At 38.8% G+C, this 15,681-nt stretch carries 14 protein-coding genes; 5 read left to right on the top strand and 9 right to left on the bottom strand.

Annotated elements, in window-relative coordinates; translation table 11 throughout:
- Positions 1-112: 112 nt before the first annotated feature.
- The 4 genes from mtnA to V7108_RS03710 all read right to left on the bottom strand — a co-directional run bounded on the left by mtnA (position 113) and on the right by V7108_RS03710 (position 5,105).
- Entirely contained in the window at positions 113-1,177 is a 1,065-nt protein-coding gene (gene mtnA, locus V7108_RS03725; RefSeq protein ID WP_335512672.1) for an S-methyl-5-thioribose-1-phosphate isomerase, read from the bottom strand.
- Positions 1,178-1,182: 5 nt separating this feature from the next.
- The gene (mtnK, locus tag V7108_RS03720; protein WP_335512674.1) at positions 1,183-2,418 is read right to left on the bottom strand and encodes an S-methyl-5-thioribose kinase; all 1,236 of its coding nucleotides are present in this window, start codon (positions 2,416-2,418) and stop codon (positions 1,183-1,185) included.
- Between the two features lie 169 nt (positions 2,419-2,587).
- Positions 2,588-3,580, bottom strand: a complete 993-nt coding sequence (locus V7108_RS03715) for a Gfo/Idh/MocA family protein (protein ID WP_335512675.1) — start codon at positions 3,578-3,580, stop codon at positions 2,588-2,590.
- A gap of 82 nt (positions 3,581-3,662) precedes the next feature.
- A complete protein-coding gene (locus V7108_RS03710) occupies positions 3,663-5,105 on the bottom strand; it encodes a PstS family phosphate ABC transporter substrate-binding protein (RefSeq protein ID WP_335512678.1) in 1,443 nt (480 codons plus the stop codon).
- 167 nt (positions 5,106-5,272) lie between these two features.
- Here V7108_RS03710 and V7108_RS03705 point away from each other — a divergent pair, with 167 nt between their 5' ends.
- Positions 5,273-6,280, top strand: a complete 1,008-nt coding sequence (locus V7108_RS03705) for a GNAT family N-acetyltransferase (protein WP_335512680.1) — start codon at positions 5,273-5,275, stop codon at positions 6,278-6,280.
- Between the two features lie 350 nt (positions 6,281-6,630).
- Here V7108_RS03705 and V7108_RS03700 read toward each other — a convergent pair whose 3' ends face one another.
- Positions 6,631-6,870, bottom strand: a complete 240-nt coding sequence (locus V7108_RS03700; protein WP_335512682.1) for a spore germination protein — start codon at positions 6,868-6,870, stop codon at positions 6,631-6,633.
- 344 nt (positions 6,871-7,214) lie between these two features.
- Here V7108_RS03700 and V7108_RS03695 point away from each other — a divergent pair, with 344 nt between their 5' ends.
- Positions 7,215-7,697: an FUSC family protein gene (locus V7108_RS03695; protein WP_335512684.1), complete on the top strand. Its 483-nt coding sequence runs from the start codon at positions 7,215-7,217 to the stop codon at positions 7,695-7,697.
- Between the two features lie 191 nt (positions 7,698-7,888).
- Positions 7,889-8,020: a YjcZ family sporulation protein gene (locus tag V7108_RS03690; protein ID WP_335512686.1), complete on the top strand. Its 132-nt coding sequence runs from the start codon at positions 7,889-7,891 to the stop codon at positions 8,018-8,020.
- Positions 8,021-8,290: 270 nt separating this feature from the next.
- Here V7108_RS03690 and V7108_RS03685 read toward each other — a convergent pair whose 3' ends face one another.
- A complete protein-coding gene (locus V7108_RS03685) occupies positions 8,291-8,470 on the bottom strand; it encodes a hypothetical protein (protein WP_335567383.1) in 180 nt (59 codons plus the stop codon).
- A 98-nt stretch (positions 8,471-8,568) separates the two neighbouring features.
- Here V7108_RS03685 and V7108_RS03680 point away from each other — a divergent pair, with 98 nt between their 5' ends.
- A complete protein-coding gene (locus tag V7108_RS03680) occupies positions 8,569-9,504 on the top strand; it encodes an SDR family oxidoreductase (RefSeq protein ID WP_335512690.1) in 936 nt (311 codons plus the stop codon).
- Between the two features lie 367 nt (positions 9,505-9,871).
- On the opposite strand, the gene V7108_RS03675 is transcribed toward V7108_RS03680, so the two are convergent.
- The 3 genes from V7108_RS03675 to brnQ form a co-directional block, all read right to left on the bottom strand.
- A complete protein-coding gene (locus V7108_RS03675; protein ID WP_335567382.1) occupies positions 9,872-11,995 on the bottom strand; it encodes a glycoside hydrolase family 3 protein in 2,124 nt (707 codons plus the stop codon).
- Positions 11,996-12,528: 533 nt separating this feature from the next.
- Entirely contained in the window at positions 12,529-13,731 is a 1,203-nt protein-coding gene (locus tag V7108_RS03670) for a helix-turn-helix transcriptional regulator (RefSeq protein WP_335567381.1), read from the bottom strand.
- A 72-nt stretch (positions 13,732-13,803) separates the two neighbouring features.
- Positions 13,804-15,135 (bottom strand): branched-chain amino acid transport system II carrier protein, encoded by a 1,332-nt coding sequence (gene brnQ / locus V7108_RS03665; RefSeq protein ID WP_335567380.1) that lies wholly within the window; start codon positions 15,133-15,135, stop codon positions 13,804-13,806.
- A 281-nt stretch (positions 15,136-15,416) separates the two neighbouring features.
- Between brnQ and V7108_RS03660 the strand changes: the two genes are divergently transcribed.
- The gene (locus V7108_RS03660; protein WP_335512700.1) at positions 15,417-15,659 is read left to right on the top strand and encodes a hypothetical protein; all 243 of its coding nucleotides are present in this window, start codon (positions 15,417-15,419) and stop codon (positions 15,657-15,659) included.
- Positions 15,660-15,681 lie beyond the last annotated feature (22 nt).

Here is a 15,681-nt window from a genome sequence, read left to right as displayed (position 1 = left end):
GCCCGTGAACATAAGAACAGACGTGTGCCAATTCACATGTCAGTTCTTATGTTCATATTAAGAAGGCAGCCGAATATAGGAGCCTTTTCTCGATAGACCTAGCTTTTATGGTTTATTTTTCAAACATCCTTGGAAGACTTTCTGTATACGGTGCATAAGCAATCCCTTTTTCCGTAACGATCCCTGTGATTAATGAATGGTCGGTAACGTCAAAGGCCGGATTATAGGTTTGAACACCCTCAGGTGCCATGGACTTTTCATACCATTTGCTTGTTATTTCCTCAGAAGGACGCAATTCAATCTGAATATCATCCCCTGTTTTACACTCCAAATCAACCGTTGACAATGGAGCACAAACATAAAACGGAATTTTGTAGTGTTTGGCTAGAATCGCTACACCAGATGTCCCAATTTTATTGGCACTATCGCCATTTTCTGCTACCCTGTCACAGCCAACCAACACTGCCTGAATCTTCCCTTCTTTCATGACAATCGAAGCCATATTATCACAAATTAATGTGACATTCACTCCTGCCTGCTGAAGCTCCCAGGCTGTTAGGCGGGCACCTTGCAATAATGGTCTAGTCTCATCTGCATATACCCTGAAGTTATAGCCCCTTTCCTGCCCTAAATAAATCGGGGCTAATGCTGTTCCATATTTGGCGGTCGCAATCGTTCCTGCATTACAATGAGTAAGAATTCCCCATCCGTGTTCAAGCAAGGATAAGGCATTTTCTCCAATCCTTTCACAGATTTTTTCATCCTCAGCCCGAATCGCATCAGCTTCCTCTTTTAGTGCAGCCTTCACCTCTACTGCACTTTTCCCTGCTTCTTGCTTAAATCGCGCTTCCATCCGATTTAACGCCCAAAACAGATTTACAGCAGTTGGACGTGAAGTGGCCAAATAATCTTTCACTTTCTTAAAATCTTCAAAAAGAGCTTCATAGGTTTCTGCTGTTGATTTTTTTGTCCCTAAATAGACACCATATGCTGCAGCAATCCCAATGGCGGGTGCTCCGCGAACCTTTAATTGATAAATGGCATCCCAAATATCTTCTAATTCCTTTAACGCTAAGAAGCTGGTCTCATTCGGTAAAACCGTTTGATCTAACAATACTAACGTATCATTCTCATCATCTAGTCTTACGGATTGAATGACAGTAACTGGATTTTGCAAATGTATTACGCCTCCTTCACCGATGTTCGTTCAGCACCATGAATGGCATTGATATAATCAGGTCCAGATTTTATTGATTCACGGTTGAGTATTAATTCTTTTCCTACGGTTAAACAGATTTTTTCCGCACGCGTTCTGGATTCTGGATTTTGAATGGAGGTAATATCCTTCACTTTTGCAAGTCCAATAATTCTGCGCAGTAACTCTAGACCTGTGACAGCAGCCGTATCTCTTAAAATTGCCTCTAAATAATATTCCTTAAATCCTTCATAACTCGCCACTCGTTCAGTTGCCTTATCATCCCAAGCATTATTAAATTTATCTGTAAATAGATTAATAACATCTCTAATAGTAGTTACAAGGTAATTTAAATAGTCATTACGTGTTTTCTCATCATCAATCGTAAATTTTCCATTGGCATAGGCAAAAATGAGATTGGCCATGATATTTCCAATATCATAACCAGCCGGCCCATAAAAAGCGAATTCAGGGTCAATCACCTTCGTAGAATCTTTTTTGATAAAAATCGACCCTGTATGGAGGTCACCATGCAGTAATGACTGAGCATTTGTCATAAACTCAAATTTTAATTTTGCACTTTCAAGAACTAATTTCTTATCATTCCAAATATGGTCTTTTACGAATTCCTTCGAGCCTTCAAACACTTCATTACGAGGACAATCATAAAACGGTTCTGTATAGACCAAATCTTCTGTTATTTCACATAGCTCTGGGTTAATGAATTGCTTAACAAGTGCTTTCTTTTCCTTATGTTCTAGTACTACGTCAGACGTACATAATAAGGTATTTACGAGGAATGAGGTAATATGGTCAGCAAAGAGCGGAAATTTCTTATGTTTTAATAGAGCGGTTCTCATTATCTCGTGATCTGATAAATCTTCCATCACACAGCAGTTCATAATCGAATCGTAGTGATATACCTTAGGTACGAACCCTGGAGCTAGTTTATTTTGTACGCCTAGTATTTCACTTTCAATTCGATTGCGGTCGGTCGAAAGTTTAAAATCATCGGAGATCCGAGCAACTGGTCCTGCCTGTTTAATAATAACCGACTTGTTGTTTTTCCCGTCTACAACCTTGAACACATAGTTTAAGTTGCCGTCACCAATTTCTTTGCAGGATAATTCAGCATCTGTTTGGAAAAAATCAATACTTGTTCTTGCGTAATCCACCGCATCCTGTTCCGTCATGGTGAAATATTCAATTGTGAAGTCTTTCATGTGAACCCCTCCAGCAACAATATCCTATAGTATATAGTTATGATTGCTGGAGTATTATCTCAAAAACCCAGAAAATCAAATAATTCGAAAAATTATTTACACAAGAAAAAACAGTGTACCTCCCTCTCAAGCTTTTAGGATTTACACTGTTTTATTTAACTACATGATTCTAATTTAGATGTATCGTCGTTCCTGATTTAATGGATTGATAGCATGCTTCAATGACACGCATATTTTGAATCGCATTCTCACCTGTATAAGAAGGTTCGCCATTTTCTAAAATGGCTTGTGAAATATGCTCAACCTCCGTTTTATAAATATCACAGCTGATTTTTTCTTCTCTTGTTACACCGGCTTTTTGGACAATGACGAGACCTTCTCCCCCATTGTTATCTGGACGAAATGCTCTTGGAACCTTAATCTGACCCTCTGTTCCAATTAATTCATATTCCGCTCTAAAAACCCTATCAAAGCCGCAATCAAAATGGGCATGAACGCCATTATCCATTTTCATATAACCAAATGCGGAGGTATCAACTTGATAGTCTGAATCAATCACAGCGTGAGCTTGGACTTCTACCGGCTCTGCACATAGTATATTTCTAATGGCATGGATGCCATAACATCCTACATCATAGATACTTCCTCCGCCTTTATTTGGATTCATTTTAATGCTGCCTTCTTTTTGGGATAGGAAGTATGAAAAGCTTGCCCGCATGTATTTAACCTCACCAATTTCGCCAGAACGGATAATCTCTCGTACCCTTTCATGCTGAGGGTGAAATTGATACATAAACGCTTCCATAAATTTAACATTTTTCTCTCTGCAGTATTCAACCATTTCATTGGTTTCTTCTGCTGTTAGGGACGCAGGCTTTTCACATAGAATATGCTTGCCGTGTTTTGCTGCCTCAATAGTCCACTTTTTATGTAAATGGTTTGGCAGCGGGATATAGACTGCATCGATCTCCGGATCCTGCAGCAATTCTTCATAACTCGTATATGACTTTGCTATATTCAATTGTTTGGCAACATCCTCTGCTTTTCCACTGCTGGAGGCAATCGCTGCCACCACTGCATTTTCGGCACGATCAAATGCAGGAATTAACGTTTTTTGTGCGATATTTGCCGTGCTTAAAATTCCCCATCTTACTTTTTTCAACCACTTTTCCTCCTTAACAAAAGGGTATTTCCTTTTGCTTTACTTATATCACTAGTCTAACATAGGCCAAATTGTGAGAATATCAATTTTTTATGTATCCAATTTTTCCGACAATGTCCTGACCTTGAGGGCTCTTCATCCATTCCAAGAAAGGTTCTATCTGCGGTTTAGGGTTATCCTTTAACGTAATCGCATAAAGGTTTGCAGTGAAAGGATATTTTCTACTCGCGATATTCTCTGGAGATGGTTCAATTCCATCAATAGCAAGAAGTTTAATATCCGGGTTGTTCCTCATTCCTGTTGCAAAAAATCGGAAGGAAAATCCAATGGAATGATCATAATTTCGATAATCGGCTACTTGCTCGATAATCCCGCCCATCCCTTCAGGAACATCTTCCTTTAAAGGCTCCATTATTGGCGTATTCCCCATTATTTTTTCAAGAAGCGTTTGGCTTCCTGAATTTTTCGGCCGCTGAAAGGCTACGATTCTTTCATTCTTTCCACCAAGCTCCGACCAATTTTTTATTTTTCCAGAATAGATGCCTTTAATCTCTGAAACTTTTAAACCATCTACTTTATTATCGGGATTAACAAAGAAGACAAATGCTTCCTTGCCAATGGGCGTCATGACTAATTCCTTACCCTGTTGTTTGGCCATTTCCTGCTGCTCTTTCGAGGGTTCTGCACCGAAGTAAATATCCACCTCACCTGATAAGAGGCGTTCATAAGAATATATCGTATTGGTAAAGCTGACAATTTCCTCTGCCCGATCCAGCTTTCCAATATCTTCGTAGACTGCATTGGCAAAGGCAGAATAGACTGGGTAGGCTGCTTCTGCCCCGTCCAATATCGGCATTTCACTTGGATTCTTAATGGTAAAGGTTTGCGCTGTTTCAAGCTTTGGCAGGATATGATTTGGATTTGTAACATAATAAGGGAATAAATCAGTTGAAGAGTAGCCGCCCCCATATTCAAAGCCATAGGATGGCAGGACCGTCTTACTCCGGTGCCACTGAACAGCTGAACCTGTACCCATTGCCAGGGCAAAAACAGTTATCAGTGTCAATACCTGCTTCTTGTTAACAGAGGTGCGAATACTTTTTATGAGAAGTGCAATGAAAATAGCAACCACAAATGCTAATTCATATGTTAGTGGCGCCCATAGAAACAATCTACCCTCGCCCATTAGCATCGTCATAAAAAAGATTGGCGCAATTGCAATATGTAGAATTCCGTAGAAAAGCCAGACATCGTCCCCGTAAAACCCGCCGCTGATTAGCATAAAAATTGCCCAAATTACAGCCGTATACGCCAGCGGAAGTAAAAACAGCAGACTAAGCCCTCTTTTATCATCCGATTTGGGCAGTGTCCTGCTGGCAATCCCGCCAGCAATACACCCGCCAATGATAAGCGGCAGGATGGTTGAAATTAAAAAATTATTTGTTGTAATAATCAGTGTGATGAATGAAATAGCAAGTGGAACTACACCAAAATACAAAAACAGTTGAAGCATATTTTTCCCCATAGAATGTCCCTCCTAAAAACTTTTTTAGGTGTATAGTGTAATTTTACACTTTTGACCATTATTTTACAATAGGCTTATTTTATGTATCCATCTTTTGTAAAAAGCAGGATTTTTATAGGAAAGATAGAATAATTAATTTCTAATCTTATATTGGGAGGAAGAGCTTAATGGCGTTTGAGAGTAATCTATCTACAAAAATAAGGCTTCGAAATCTTCAGTTACCGGAAGATTACCAGCATATAGCCACATTGTTTAACTCTATTGAACCCGGTTCTGCAACCGTTGAGGCTCTTGAGGATGAAGATCGCCATATTCCTCAAACATCTACACTCACATTAAATGATAATGGTCTTCTAACTGGTTTTGGGAGGTTAAGAGTTTTAGCAGAAAACACAGAAGGTCAGGTAATTGGCTATGGTACCTCATGGCGGGCTCCTTGGAGTGACCCTGGAGAGCTGGCAAGTACTTTTTGCGTTCATCCCTCTTACCAAAGACAAGGTGTTGGAGAACTTATTCTTTCTTATCTCGAAAATTGGGCAGCAAGTCAGAACGCATCCGTTATATTTTCAGAAGTAAAGGATTGGGTCCCTGGCTCTCTACCTTTTGCAGAGAAACATGGTTTTGTACTGGAGGCACATATTTTTGAATTAAGGTTAAACTTGAAACAACTAGATTTGACGAAATTAGCAGATCCCATACATAGATTAAAAGATACTGGTTATTACTTTGTTACCTTAGCTGATATAGCTGGTGAGGTGTCAGAAAAGAAATTATATGATTTATATGTAGAGACATCAAAAGACAACCCAGGACAATCCGGAAACCTTCCTGCATTTCCTCAATGGCGTAAGGAGGCACTTCCTGAAGACTGTTCGCAGGAAAAATGGGTATTTATCGCTCTTGATGAAGATGATTTCGTAGGTGTGTCCACCCTTTTTAGAACGGAAGAGACTGGGGTAATGCACACGGATTATACAGGAGTGAAACAAGGCTATCGCGGCCAAGGAGTTGCCAAAGCTCTAAAACTTCTTTCCATTCATGCAGCAATAAATGAAGGGGCTCATACGATGATGACGGAGACAGAAGCAGGCAATGAGGCTATGCAGAAGCTTAATAGAGGTTTAGGCTATTTGCCTGGTAAAGGTCATTACCGTATTTGCAAACCAATATTATAGGAGGATTGATGCATGGAAAAGTTGCAATTTCCTGAATTATTAGATGAGGTCAAATGGTCAGGAAGAGAAGAAAACATTGTCCAGCGTCATTTCGAGGTGCTGTAAGGATTGCTGTAAGGAAGAAAACTTATCTTAGCAGGCAGAACTTTGAACATGGATCCGTCAGGAATGGGCATTGTTATCCTTGAAGTAAGTACATTCCTTCACATTTTTTTACAATAAAAAAGGCTGCCTTCGCAGCTCTAATATATATGACCATTCTTTTCACTTTCGTGATATTTAATCATAAAATGTTCAGAGAATAGTTCATGAATCCTTAGACAGGTTCCTAGAATGAAATAGATGAACCATCATTGGCTATTGTTTGCTGAAGATGGATTTTCGATTTGACCTTGATCACTTATATCGGGATCTTGGGTCACCGTAATAATCAGGGAATTTGTTGGTGAAAAGTCTCCCATTGAAAAATTAGCACCATATAATTTTATGTTTGAAGTATGGCTATTTTGGACTGTACTTCCTATATTAATGTTTGCATTCTGTGCCATCCCGTTTACGTGCAGGTTGAAAATTTTAATTTGATTAGACATAAGATCCTCCAGTTAAAAGAACATTTTGAATTTAATATACAATATGTTGAACAAGCATAATAAGAAATGGACAAACATGGAATTCAGAATATATAGTTTTTATCCTAGCTTTCTGAAAAGTGCAATGTATAAGTATATTTCAACAAAACTGTTCGTTAGCTTGTGAATTACCTCACAATATCATTAAAAGGTGATGCTAATTCCTTACATATAAACTTATAAGTTAGGTTAAGCTTAATTATGGGAACTAACGCAAGACGAACAAGTAGGTCCAAGTTTCTGCTCCCACCGACTAAGATGAGTTTACACAATGCACGAAAAGAATAAAAATAGTCGAGGTTCCTATGGAATTACAGAGAAACAAATTTTTTAATGAAAATTTATCTATCCTAGCTTGGAAATTATCTATAGGCTCTATTTTATCTTGGGAATTATCCGAACTTTTAGGTTCCGACCATCCTTATTTATCTCCGCTTTCTGTGATCCTAACTATTCAATCTACAATGGATAAAACTGTTAGCCTTTCGATAAAACGTATGATTGGAACGATTATCGGAATATTGGTTACAGTTTTGATTGCTGGACACTTAAACATTAACGGTTGGAATTTGGGGATTTTAATTCTTTTAGGTTGTTACATCTCCATTTATCTTAAATTGGAAAAAAAAGTCCTTCATCAGGTTTCAATTACAATACTATTTGTTTTTGCTTTTGAACACCAAACAAAGCATTATGCCACAGACAGGTTGAGAGACACACTAGTCGGTGTATTGGTTGCTGGAATCATTCAATTAGTTTGGTCCCGGATCATTTTACGAAAAACTTGAACTCACTATGGTTACGATTGATCGCTATTTGCGTCAAAGGTGCATAAAGATTTTCAGCAGCGTTCGGCTTATTTTCATCTGCTTTAATCATATTCCATAGTTGATCTCATAAAAGTTAGTGAAATAGCCCTTCCCACCTTAATTTCTCAGCATATTTTATAGGGAATAAGTATATAAAGGAGGGCTAACAAATGTTTGGATACGGCGGATATGGTGGTTGTGGTGGCTACGGCTACGGAGGCGTTGGTTTCGGCGGCGGTTTTGCATTAATCGTTGTATTGTTTATCTTGTTAATCATCGTTGGAGCAGTAATCTGTTTCTAAGTAAAAACAATTACACTTTTCTAAAAATACAAAAAAGCCCTTGTGAGGGCTTTTTTGTATTTGAGAATACCTATTTAAGGTGTATGTGTAATGTAGGATAAGGGAATATGGTGCTTCTGCTGCACTATCATATGCATCCGTTTATGTGACTAATCAATAGGTTAAGCCCTAATTGAGTGTCAAATTCATATACAATTCGGCACTCTTTTAAATTACATCTCTAATGGTTGCGATAGGCAGCGGATCCCGTTAGGCTGAGCATAGTATTTTTTAGATTACAGGGTAATAAGGTTCATATCTTGGATTTGTATAATACGGCGGTCTCGGACCTATTTTTGGCATTTTCCAAGTTGTTGGATTGGAGTTATAGAGAATCTCTTCCTTGTCTTTTGAATGATTAATTAACAACAGCTTTACTTCCCGATTTAACCTATAATAGTACAAGCACATTACCTCCTTAAGGGTTACCCTTCACACTATTCATTCCACTAAAGCAATGTGAAAGACCATGCACGGTATTCGCCCATGTATCATATCTTAAACCCAAAATGGTTTTTCAAGGAGGGTTACATGTGTCACAAGATGATCAAAATTATCCTATGTATCCCCATTACGGAAAAATAACACGCTATGAAGATATACCTCTTACGGTTCCGGAACAGCGCCAGCACCGCCAGCCTGGAGTAGAAAAGTTGATGGTTCCAAGACCTATCATTGAAAATCCGAACTACAAAGGAAGCGGAAAACTGGCAGGAAAGACTGCACTCATCACTGGTGGTGACAGCGGAATAGGAGCAGCTGCAGCGATTGCTTTCGCAAAAGAAGGTGCCGACGTTGCTATCTCTTATCTGGATGAGCATGAAGATGCAAATCGAACAAAGACTCGGATTGAAGAGCTTGGGCAGCGGTGCTTGTTATTGCCTGGCGACTTACGAGAAAAACAGCAATGTATTGATATCGTAGAAAAAACGGTTCAAGCCTTTGGAAAGCTAGATATTCTATGCAACCATGTTGGAATCCAGTTTCAGCAGCTAAGCCTCCTAGATATTACCGATGAACAGTTTGATACTACTTTTAAAGTCAATATTTATTCCCATTTTTACACCACCCGGGCAGCTCTAAAACACTTAAAAGCTGGCAGCTCTATTATCAATACCGCTTCGGTGGTTGCTTTTTACGGAAATGAACAATTGATCGATTATTCAGCAACAAAGGCGGCAAACATTGGTTTCACACGTGCACTGGCGAACAATTTAGTCGATAAAGGCATTCGTGTTAACGCCGTTGCTCCTGGTCGAGTATGGACCCCGCTCATTCCCTCCAGCTTCTCTGCAGACCAAATTCCTCTAGCAGGGAATCCCATGCAGCGTCAGGGTCAGCCTTTTGAACTTGCCCCAGCCTATGTTTATCTTGCGTCGGATGATTCCCGATTCATGACCGGGCAAACCATTCATGTTAACGGCGGACAGATTACATCGTCTTAAAAAACTTTCATACTGCTTTATTGGAAAGTGGATGAAGGACAAATCACAAGAGCTTCCGATGAGTTTTGTCCTTCATAAGGTCGATGAAGGACAAATCACAAGAGCTTCCGATGAGTTTTGTCCTTCATGAGGTGGATGAAGGACAAATCACGAGAGCTTCCGATGAGTTTTGTCCTTCATAAGGTCGATGAAGGACAAATCACGAGAGCTTCCGATGAGTTTTGTCCTTCATAAGGTCGATGAAGGACAAATCACGAGATCTATTAATGAGTTTTGTCCTTCATAAAAATCTTCATGAAAATCAACTCATCTCATAGCAAAAAAAGCGTTAAACCCAAAATCAAGGGTTTAACGCTTTTTCGTACGATTAATAAGTTAGTCCATAGTTAAGTGTATAGACATTTCCATCGCTATCTTTATATGCATAGGAAGTTCCTTCAGGCATATACTTGTCTTTGTCATAGCCTGGGACATCGTTTCTTGAGAAACAGTCTCCATTTTCATCAACCGTAATGACTGCTTCACTTGCTGGCAATGTCATCGGCAGGACACCTGATGGTTTGAACTGGCCTGCAATGACTTCAAATTGCGGCTTAAAGAAAGTATCGTATCCAGCTACTAACGCGTCAGCTAATGGTTCCACATTTCCAAGAATCCATGGCAATGTGATATTCACACTCATAATGACTTTCCCGTCACGATTATGGATATGATCACAAACTTCCTTTAAATGATCCAAACGGCTCAACGTTGTTTCTTGATACTCAGAACCATCTAAAGCTTTTAGTGTTTTATCCTCAACCATTTCAAGTTCTAACAGTCCAGGTGTTGCCTGGAAATAGTTTCCGGATTTTGGCTGTAACATCAATACCGCAACATCCGCTTCCTCATGATTTTCAGTCAACGCAGCTATTCCAATTTCCTTCCATTCTTTCCTTGCTTGTTCCGTGTAAGTATCAGCAAGTTTTGGATCCTTATGGAAAACTTCAACATAAACCTTCTTATTGTTTAGCTTTTCTGCTGTTAAAGGTAATGTTTGATTTGAATTCTTAAGAACAGTTACTGATTTTAGATGTGCTTGATAAGCAGCTTCCCAGTGAGCCGGCGTGCTAACTACTTGGGTAGCTTGTTCTGGTGAAACATACGTACGATCATCGAATAATCCTAATGTAAACATTTCCTCTAGTAAACGTACATTGGCTTCGTTAATACGCTTTTCACTGATCCAGCCATTTTCGATTGCTTTTTTAAGATTTTCAATATCATTTGTATCGGCAACAAGGTCTGTACCAGCATTAACTGCTTTTGCGAAACGTTCCGCCTCAGTTTTCGTTTCTTGGCCCCATGCCATTTTATTAACAATTCCACTGTCACTATTTACATAGCCTTTGAATCCTAGTTTATCTCTAAGGATAGTTTGTAAGAAATAATGATTAAACGTAAATCCAACTTCTTCAAATGGAATATCCTCACCCTCGAATTCTTGCACCGTGCTCTTATTAATACGTGGGATTGAATAATATGGCATAATTGAAGAAGTTCCGTGTTCAACCGCTGCTCTAAATGGCGGTAAGTGATATTTTTCTAAGCTTCCAGGGGTTGGATATAGGTTCCATTTTCCTTCTTCATAGTGTGGATCGAATCCATTTTCCCTTGCACCGCCGCCAGGAAAATGCTTAGTTGTCATAGCAATGCTATTCTTTCCTAACTCTTTTCCCTGGAATTCGTCAATGATACGGCCAATTGCATCTGAAATAAACTCTGGATCTTCCCCAAATGTACCATATGTACGCTGCCATCTAGGATCTGTAGCAGTATCCGCCATGTACATATAGCCTTTTCTGATTCCAGTCGCATCCCACTCGTCATGTGCAATTTTTGCAAATTGACTAATTAATGAGGCGTCGCCGCCATTTTTGATATCGCCTTTCGCTGCAGCAGCAAGTCCTAAAGTACCTGGCCATGTAGAGAAAATACCCACCGCATCGTTCATACCGAAAATGGATTCACCATTTTCATTTCGTGAATTAGATGCCATTAAACAAGGAATCCCAAGACGTGTTTCCTCACATAATTCATTCATCTTATTGATCCACTCTGCCATTTGGGCAGGGCTATGATTGTCTCTATGAATGAAGTGACGTAAATGCATATTTTCAATCGTATGGGTCGTTCCATAGATTTTTGAAGTTGCAAAAATGTTTTCACCTTTTTCAACGATTGCTTCATCTAGAAGACCATCATGACTTGTCTTGCTCTTATCTTCTTGGGAAAGGCCCATTTTACGGGTATTGATCAGCATCATGCCGACTTTTTCATCAAGGTTCATTAAGGAAACAAGGTTTTCTGCCCGTTCTTTTGGACTTAATCGCCAATCTTTATAAGGTTCTAATTTCCCGCTATTATTTAAATCTTTAAACTTTAATCCATCTACTTCAATGATCTTTTTGACTCTGACTTCTAAATTCGGTTGTTGTTGGTTATTTTCCAAATCAAGGCCTCCTAAACTTAATCAGTCCACTTAAATAGATTGTCCTGAATGTTTATTACAGATTCATATTAACAATTTGAATCCGGTTCCACACCCAATAATGAAAACTTTTATATAAAATTGCACACTTCTCCCAATAATTTTTTAAAAAAATAGGTACAAATTCATTGTCTTTTATACAAATTTATTGAGAATTTAGATTGAGTTTTCTTGTTCCATCATTGGCGCCAGCAACTTCGGACATCCTCTAGCAAATTTGCGCTGACCTTGTCCGAAGTACTGCCATCTTCGGACATACTCTAGCAATTTTACGTTGACCTTGTCCGAAGTCCTGTCATCTTCGGACATCCTCTAGCAAATTCGCGCTGACCTTGTCCGAAGTCCCGCCATCTTCGGACATTCATCAGCAAATTCACACTGACCTTGTCCGAAGTCCTGCCATCTTCGGACATCATAAAGCAGTTTCATGCTTTCCTTGTCTAATCACCTCTTAAAAATAACAAGGAGGCCATGACAATGCCCATGTGCCTCTTTTATTGTTTGATTCCCTTATACTCTGTAGCTGTTATTCCTTTTACATCTTTAAATATTTTACAAAAATAATTATAGCTGCTGAACCCCACTTGTATTCCTATATCCGTTATGGATAACCGCCCTTGTTCAAGAAGAAAAACAGCCTCCTCGATTCGTTTTTTATGGATATAATCAATTACACTTATCTGCATTTCTTCTTTAAATTTCCGAGCGAGATAGTTCCGGCTAAATCCAATTTTATCTGCTATCGATTGCACTGTTATGGGTTCCTTAAAATAAAGGTTTATTTCCATTAATGCTTCCCTGACAACGGGACTATGGCCTTTAACGGTAAAATTCTGAACCGCTTCGCAATACTCTTCGATCATATTGAATTCAATCGCGTCTAATTCCGACATTGCCACTGCAGCTTCGATCCTAAGGGCAAATTTTTCCGAAATTGCATGTAAATATTGTGGTTCCACCCCTCCCCTACCCGCTGCCAGCCTGGACATTGTGTTACTTGAAAAAGAAAGGTTCTTTTTTGCGCGTAAAGGATTGCCTGGAACTCGATATGAAAAGTCACCGGCAAATTCAAGGAATGCTTTGAAGGCATTTTCCTTATCTCCTATTTCAATAAAATGCAAAAAAATTCTTTCTGCTTCATATCTTAATTTCACATCCATACCGCTTTGAGAATAGTCCTGCGGCTGTACAACCGGCTGAGATGGTGCGTTTTCACCTTTCACCGTCATCAATTTAGAGTCAACACGCGGGTTCACAACGATATTTACTAACAATTCACTAATGGCTAAGTACGATTGCCCCAAATAGGCTAATGATTTATAAAACTTCTCCAAAGGATTAAACCAATTATGATCTAATCGATTGTGCTTCAAAATATTCCATAAGAATAAGTCCGTGACCCGCTCATTCAGGAAAGGTCCAACCAAAACCATTCCTTGAAATTGGTCATTCTCATGCAAGGCAACTGCCAGATACGATAGTTGGAAAGAGTCTGTATGAAAACAAAAGCTATTTTTATTTGCCTCTCCTAATGCTTTTTGAAGATCGGAATAGATTGCTTTTCTAGCTTCTACTAAAATAAGAGGTTCACTATCATTTGATAGGTGATAAATCGTTTGAAATTGTTTATCTACTACTTGAACATCTATATTAAAAGCATTCTTAATAAGCCGGCATTTACTTAACAGTTCATCCACTTTCATCATCCTTTTAAAATAAAACAAAAAGCAGTGAAAACCACTGCCCTTGTTGTTTTATTTTATTTTACCTTAACGGAACGTTGACGACATACCATTTAGGGTTTTAACATATTGAAAAAGCAGCCCCAGTAATCCCCCAACGATACTTGGCAGCAGCCATCCTAGTCCATTCGAGTAAAGCGGAATAAAAGCTAAAGCAGAAGAAATAGCAGAAATCTCAAAGCCAGCTGCGGTTAAGCCATCATACACACTAACCAGTCCTGCACCAACAATGGCGCCCACATAGATTGCTCTCGTCATTGGCAGATAGGAGTGTAATAAAGATAATAGGATTAGGACAATCGCAATCGGATAAATCATGATGAGCAGCGGAATAGAAACGGAAATTAATTGACTTAAACCTAGATTTGCCATCGTAAAACTAAAGAAACAGAGAATCGTAACGGCAACAGGATAGGAAAGTTTTTTAAACCGATGACTTAAATATTCACTGCAAGCAGCCACCAAACCAATGGAGGTTGTTAAACAGGCCCCAGTAATAACTCCTGCCAGTAAAACGGACCCAAAAGAACCAAATAGCAGCGACGTTACCGATGAGAGAATGGCTCCGCCGTTGTCCTGAATTCCAATTGCGTCTGTACTGGTTGCCCCAATATAAGATAATGAGATATAGACAAAAGATAGTCCCAACCCAGCAATGATTCCTGCTTTAATGGTATAAGAGCGAATAAACGGTGCTGTTTTAAACCCCATTTCTTTTACTCGGTTAATGACAACTACTCCAAATACAAGAGCAGCGATGGCGTCCATAGTCAGGTACCCTTCAACAAACCCTCCAAAAAACGCTCCCTCTTTGTATTTCCCTGCTGCCTCACCAATCGGTCCAATCGGTGAAGCAAATCCTCTGATTGAAATAATAATAATTAATAGTAAAAGAAGCGGAGTAAGAACTTTCCCTACACGATCCACTAGCTTTGCTGGATTAAGCGCAATCCAAAAGGTTATCAAAAAGAATATGAGTGTGGATATAAATAAGCCGAAACTGCTGTCATTTGGTAAGAATGGAGCTACCCCAATCTCATAGGTGACTGTTCCGGTTCGAGGTATTCCGAAAAACGGCCCAATCGTTAAATAAATAATAACTGGAAAAACCTTCGCGAATGCGGGATGTACTCTGTTGGATAAGTCATCCAAGTCCCCGCCCGATCTTGCTATCGTGAACACAGCCAATACAGGCAGTCCTACACCAGTTACTAAGAATCCAATAATCGCTGACAAAAGGGAGTCACCAGCTTGCTGTCCCAGTAATGGCGGGAAAATGATATTTCCTGCTCCTAAAAAGAGTGCGAACATAAAAAAGCCTAATGCGATTACTTCTTTAAATGGTAATTTCCGTTCCATGAAAACCCTCCGGTGATTATATAAAAAGGAAAACCTCAATTTCCTAATTTAAATAATAATTTATTTAAACAAAAAAGCCTTAATTCAATAAATTGTTACAATATTAACTATATTAATATACAGAATATCATGCTGAACTGCAAAGAATTTTTAATCGATAATTACAACTAGCCTGTCAAGAATTTTTTTTGGATAAAACAATGGTAAAAAAATTGTTTATAATTTTCGGTTTAGTCATAACCTATGTTCGAATCTTATATGCAAAAGTTGGAGGTGTGATGATGTCAGAATTAGAACCATTGGAATATCAAACTGGTGCACCTATTCTTGATTATGATATTATTGAAATTAAAAACACAGTGAATGGATTTGAGGTCCTTCTTGATATCAATTTGGACAGCGGGTATTCATTATCTAGAACAACTTTAGAAATTACACATGAGGATTTACAAGGTTATGATACAAATGAAATTGAAGAAGGCATTAAATATGCATTGGGCTTTTTCGGAAACGAGATTCAATAACTTTTCTCTTAAAATCACCCGC

The organism is Neobacillus vireti (genome assembly GCF_036962345.1).
Taxonomy (GTDB): domain Bacteria; phylum Bacillota; class Bacilli; order Bacillales; family Cytobacillaceae; genus Neobacillus; species Neobacillus vireti_A.
This window is presented reverse-complemented; position numbering and strand designations above follow the sequence as displayed.

Coding starts and splice junctions, on each gene's coding strand:
- V7108_RS03680 (WP_335512690.1), top strand. CDS start 8,569: ATGGTTTTTCAAGGAGGGTTACATGTGTCACAAGATGATCAAAATTAT.
- brnQ (WP_335567380.1), bottom strand. CDS start 15,135: ATGGAACGGAAATTACCATTTAAAGAAGTAATCGCATTAGGCTTTTTT.
- V7108_RS03700 (WP_335512682.1), bottom strand. CDS start 6,870: ATGTCTAATCAAATTAAAATTTTCAACCTGCACGTAAACGGGATGGCA.
- mtnK (WP_335512674.1), bottom strand. CDS start 2,418: ATGAAAGACTTCACAATTGAATATTTCACCATGACGGAACAGGATGCG.
- V7108_RS03710 (WP_335512678.1), bottom strand. CDS start 5,105: ATGGGGAAAAATATGCTTCAACTGTTTTTGTATTTTGGTGTAGTTCCA.
- V7108_RS03695 (WP_335512684.1), top strand. CDS start 7,215: ATGGAATTACAGAGAAACAAATTTTTTAATGAAAATTTATCTATCCTA.
- V7108_RS03690 (WP_335512686.1), top strand. CDS start 7,889: ATGTTTGGATACGGCGGATATGGTGGTTGTGGTGGCTACGGCTACGGA.
- V7108_RS03705 (WP_335512680.1), top strand. CDS start 5,273: ATGGCGTTTGAGAGTAATCTATCTACAAAAATAAGGCTTCGAAATCTT.
- V7108_RS03660 (WP_335512700.1), top strand. CDS start 15,417: ATGTCAGAATTAGAACCATTGGAATATCAAACTGGTGCACCTATTCTT.
- V7108_RS03685 (WP_335567383.1), bottom strand. CDS start 8,470: ATGTGCTTGTACTATTATAGGTTAAATCGGGAAGTAAAGCTGTTGTTA.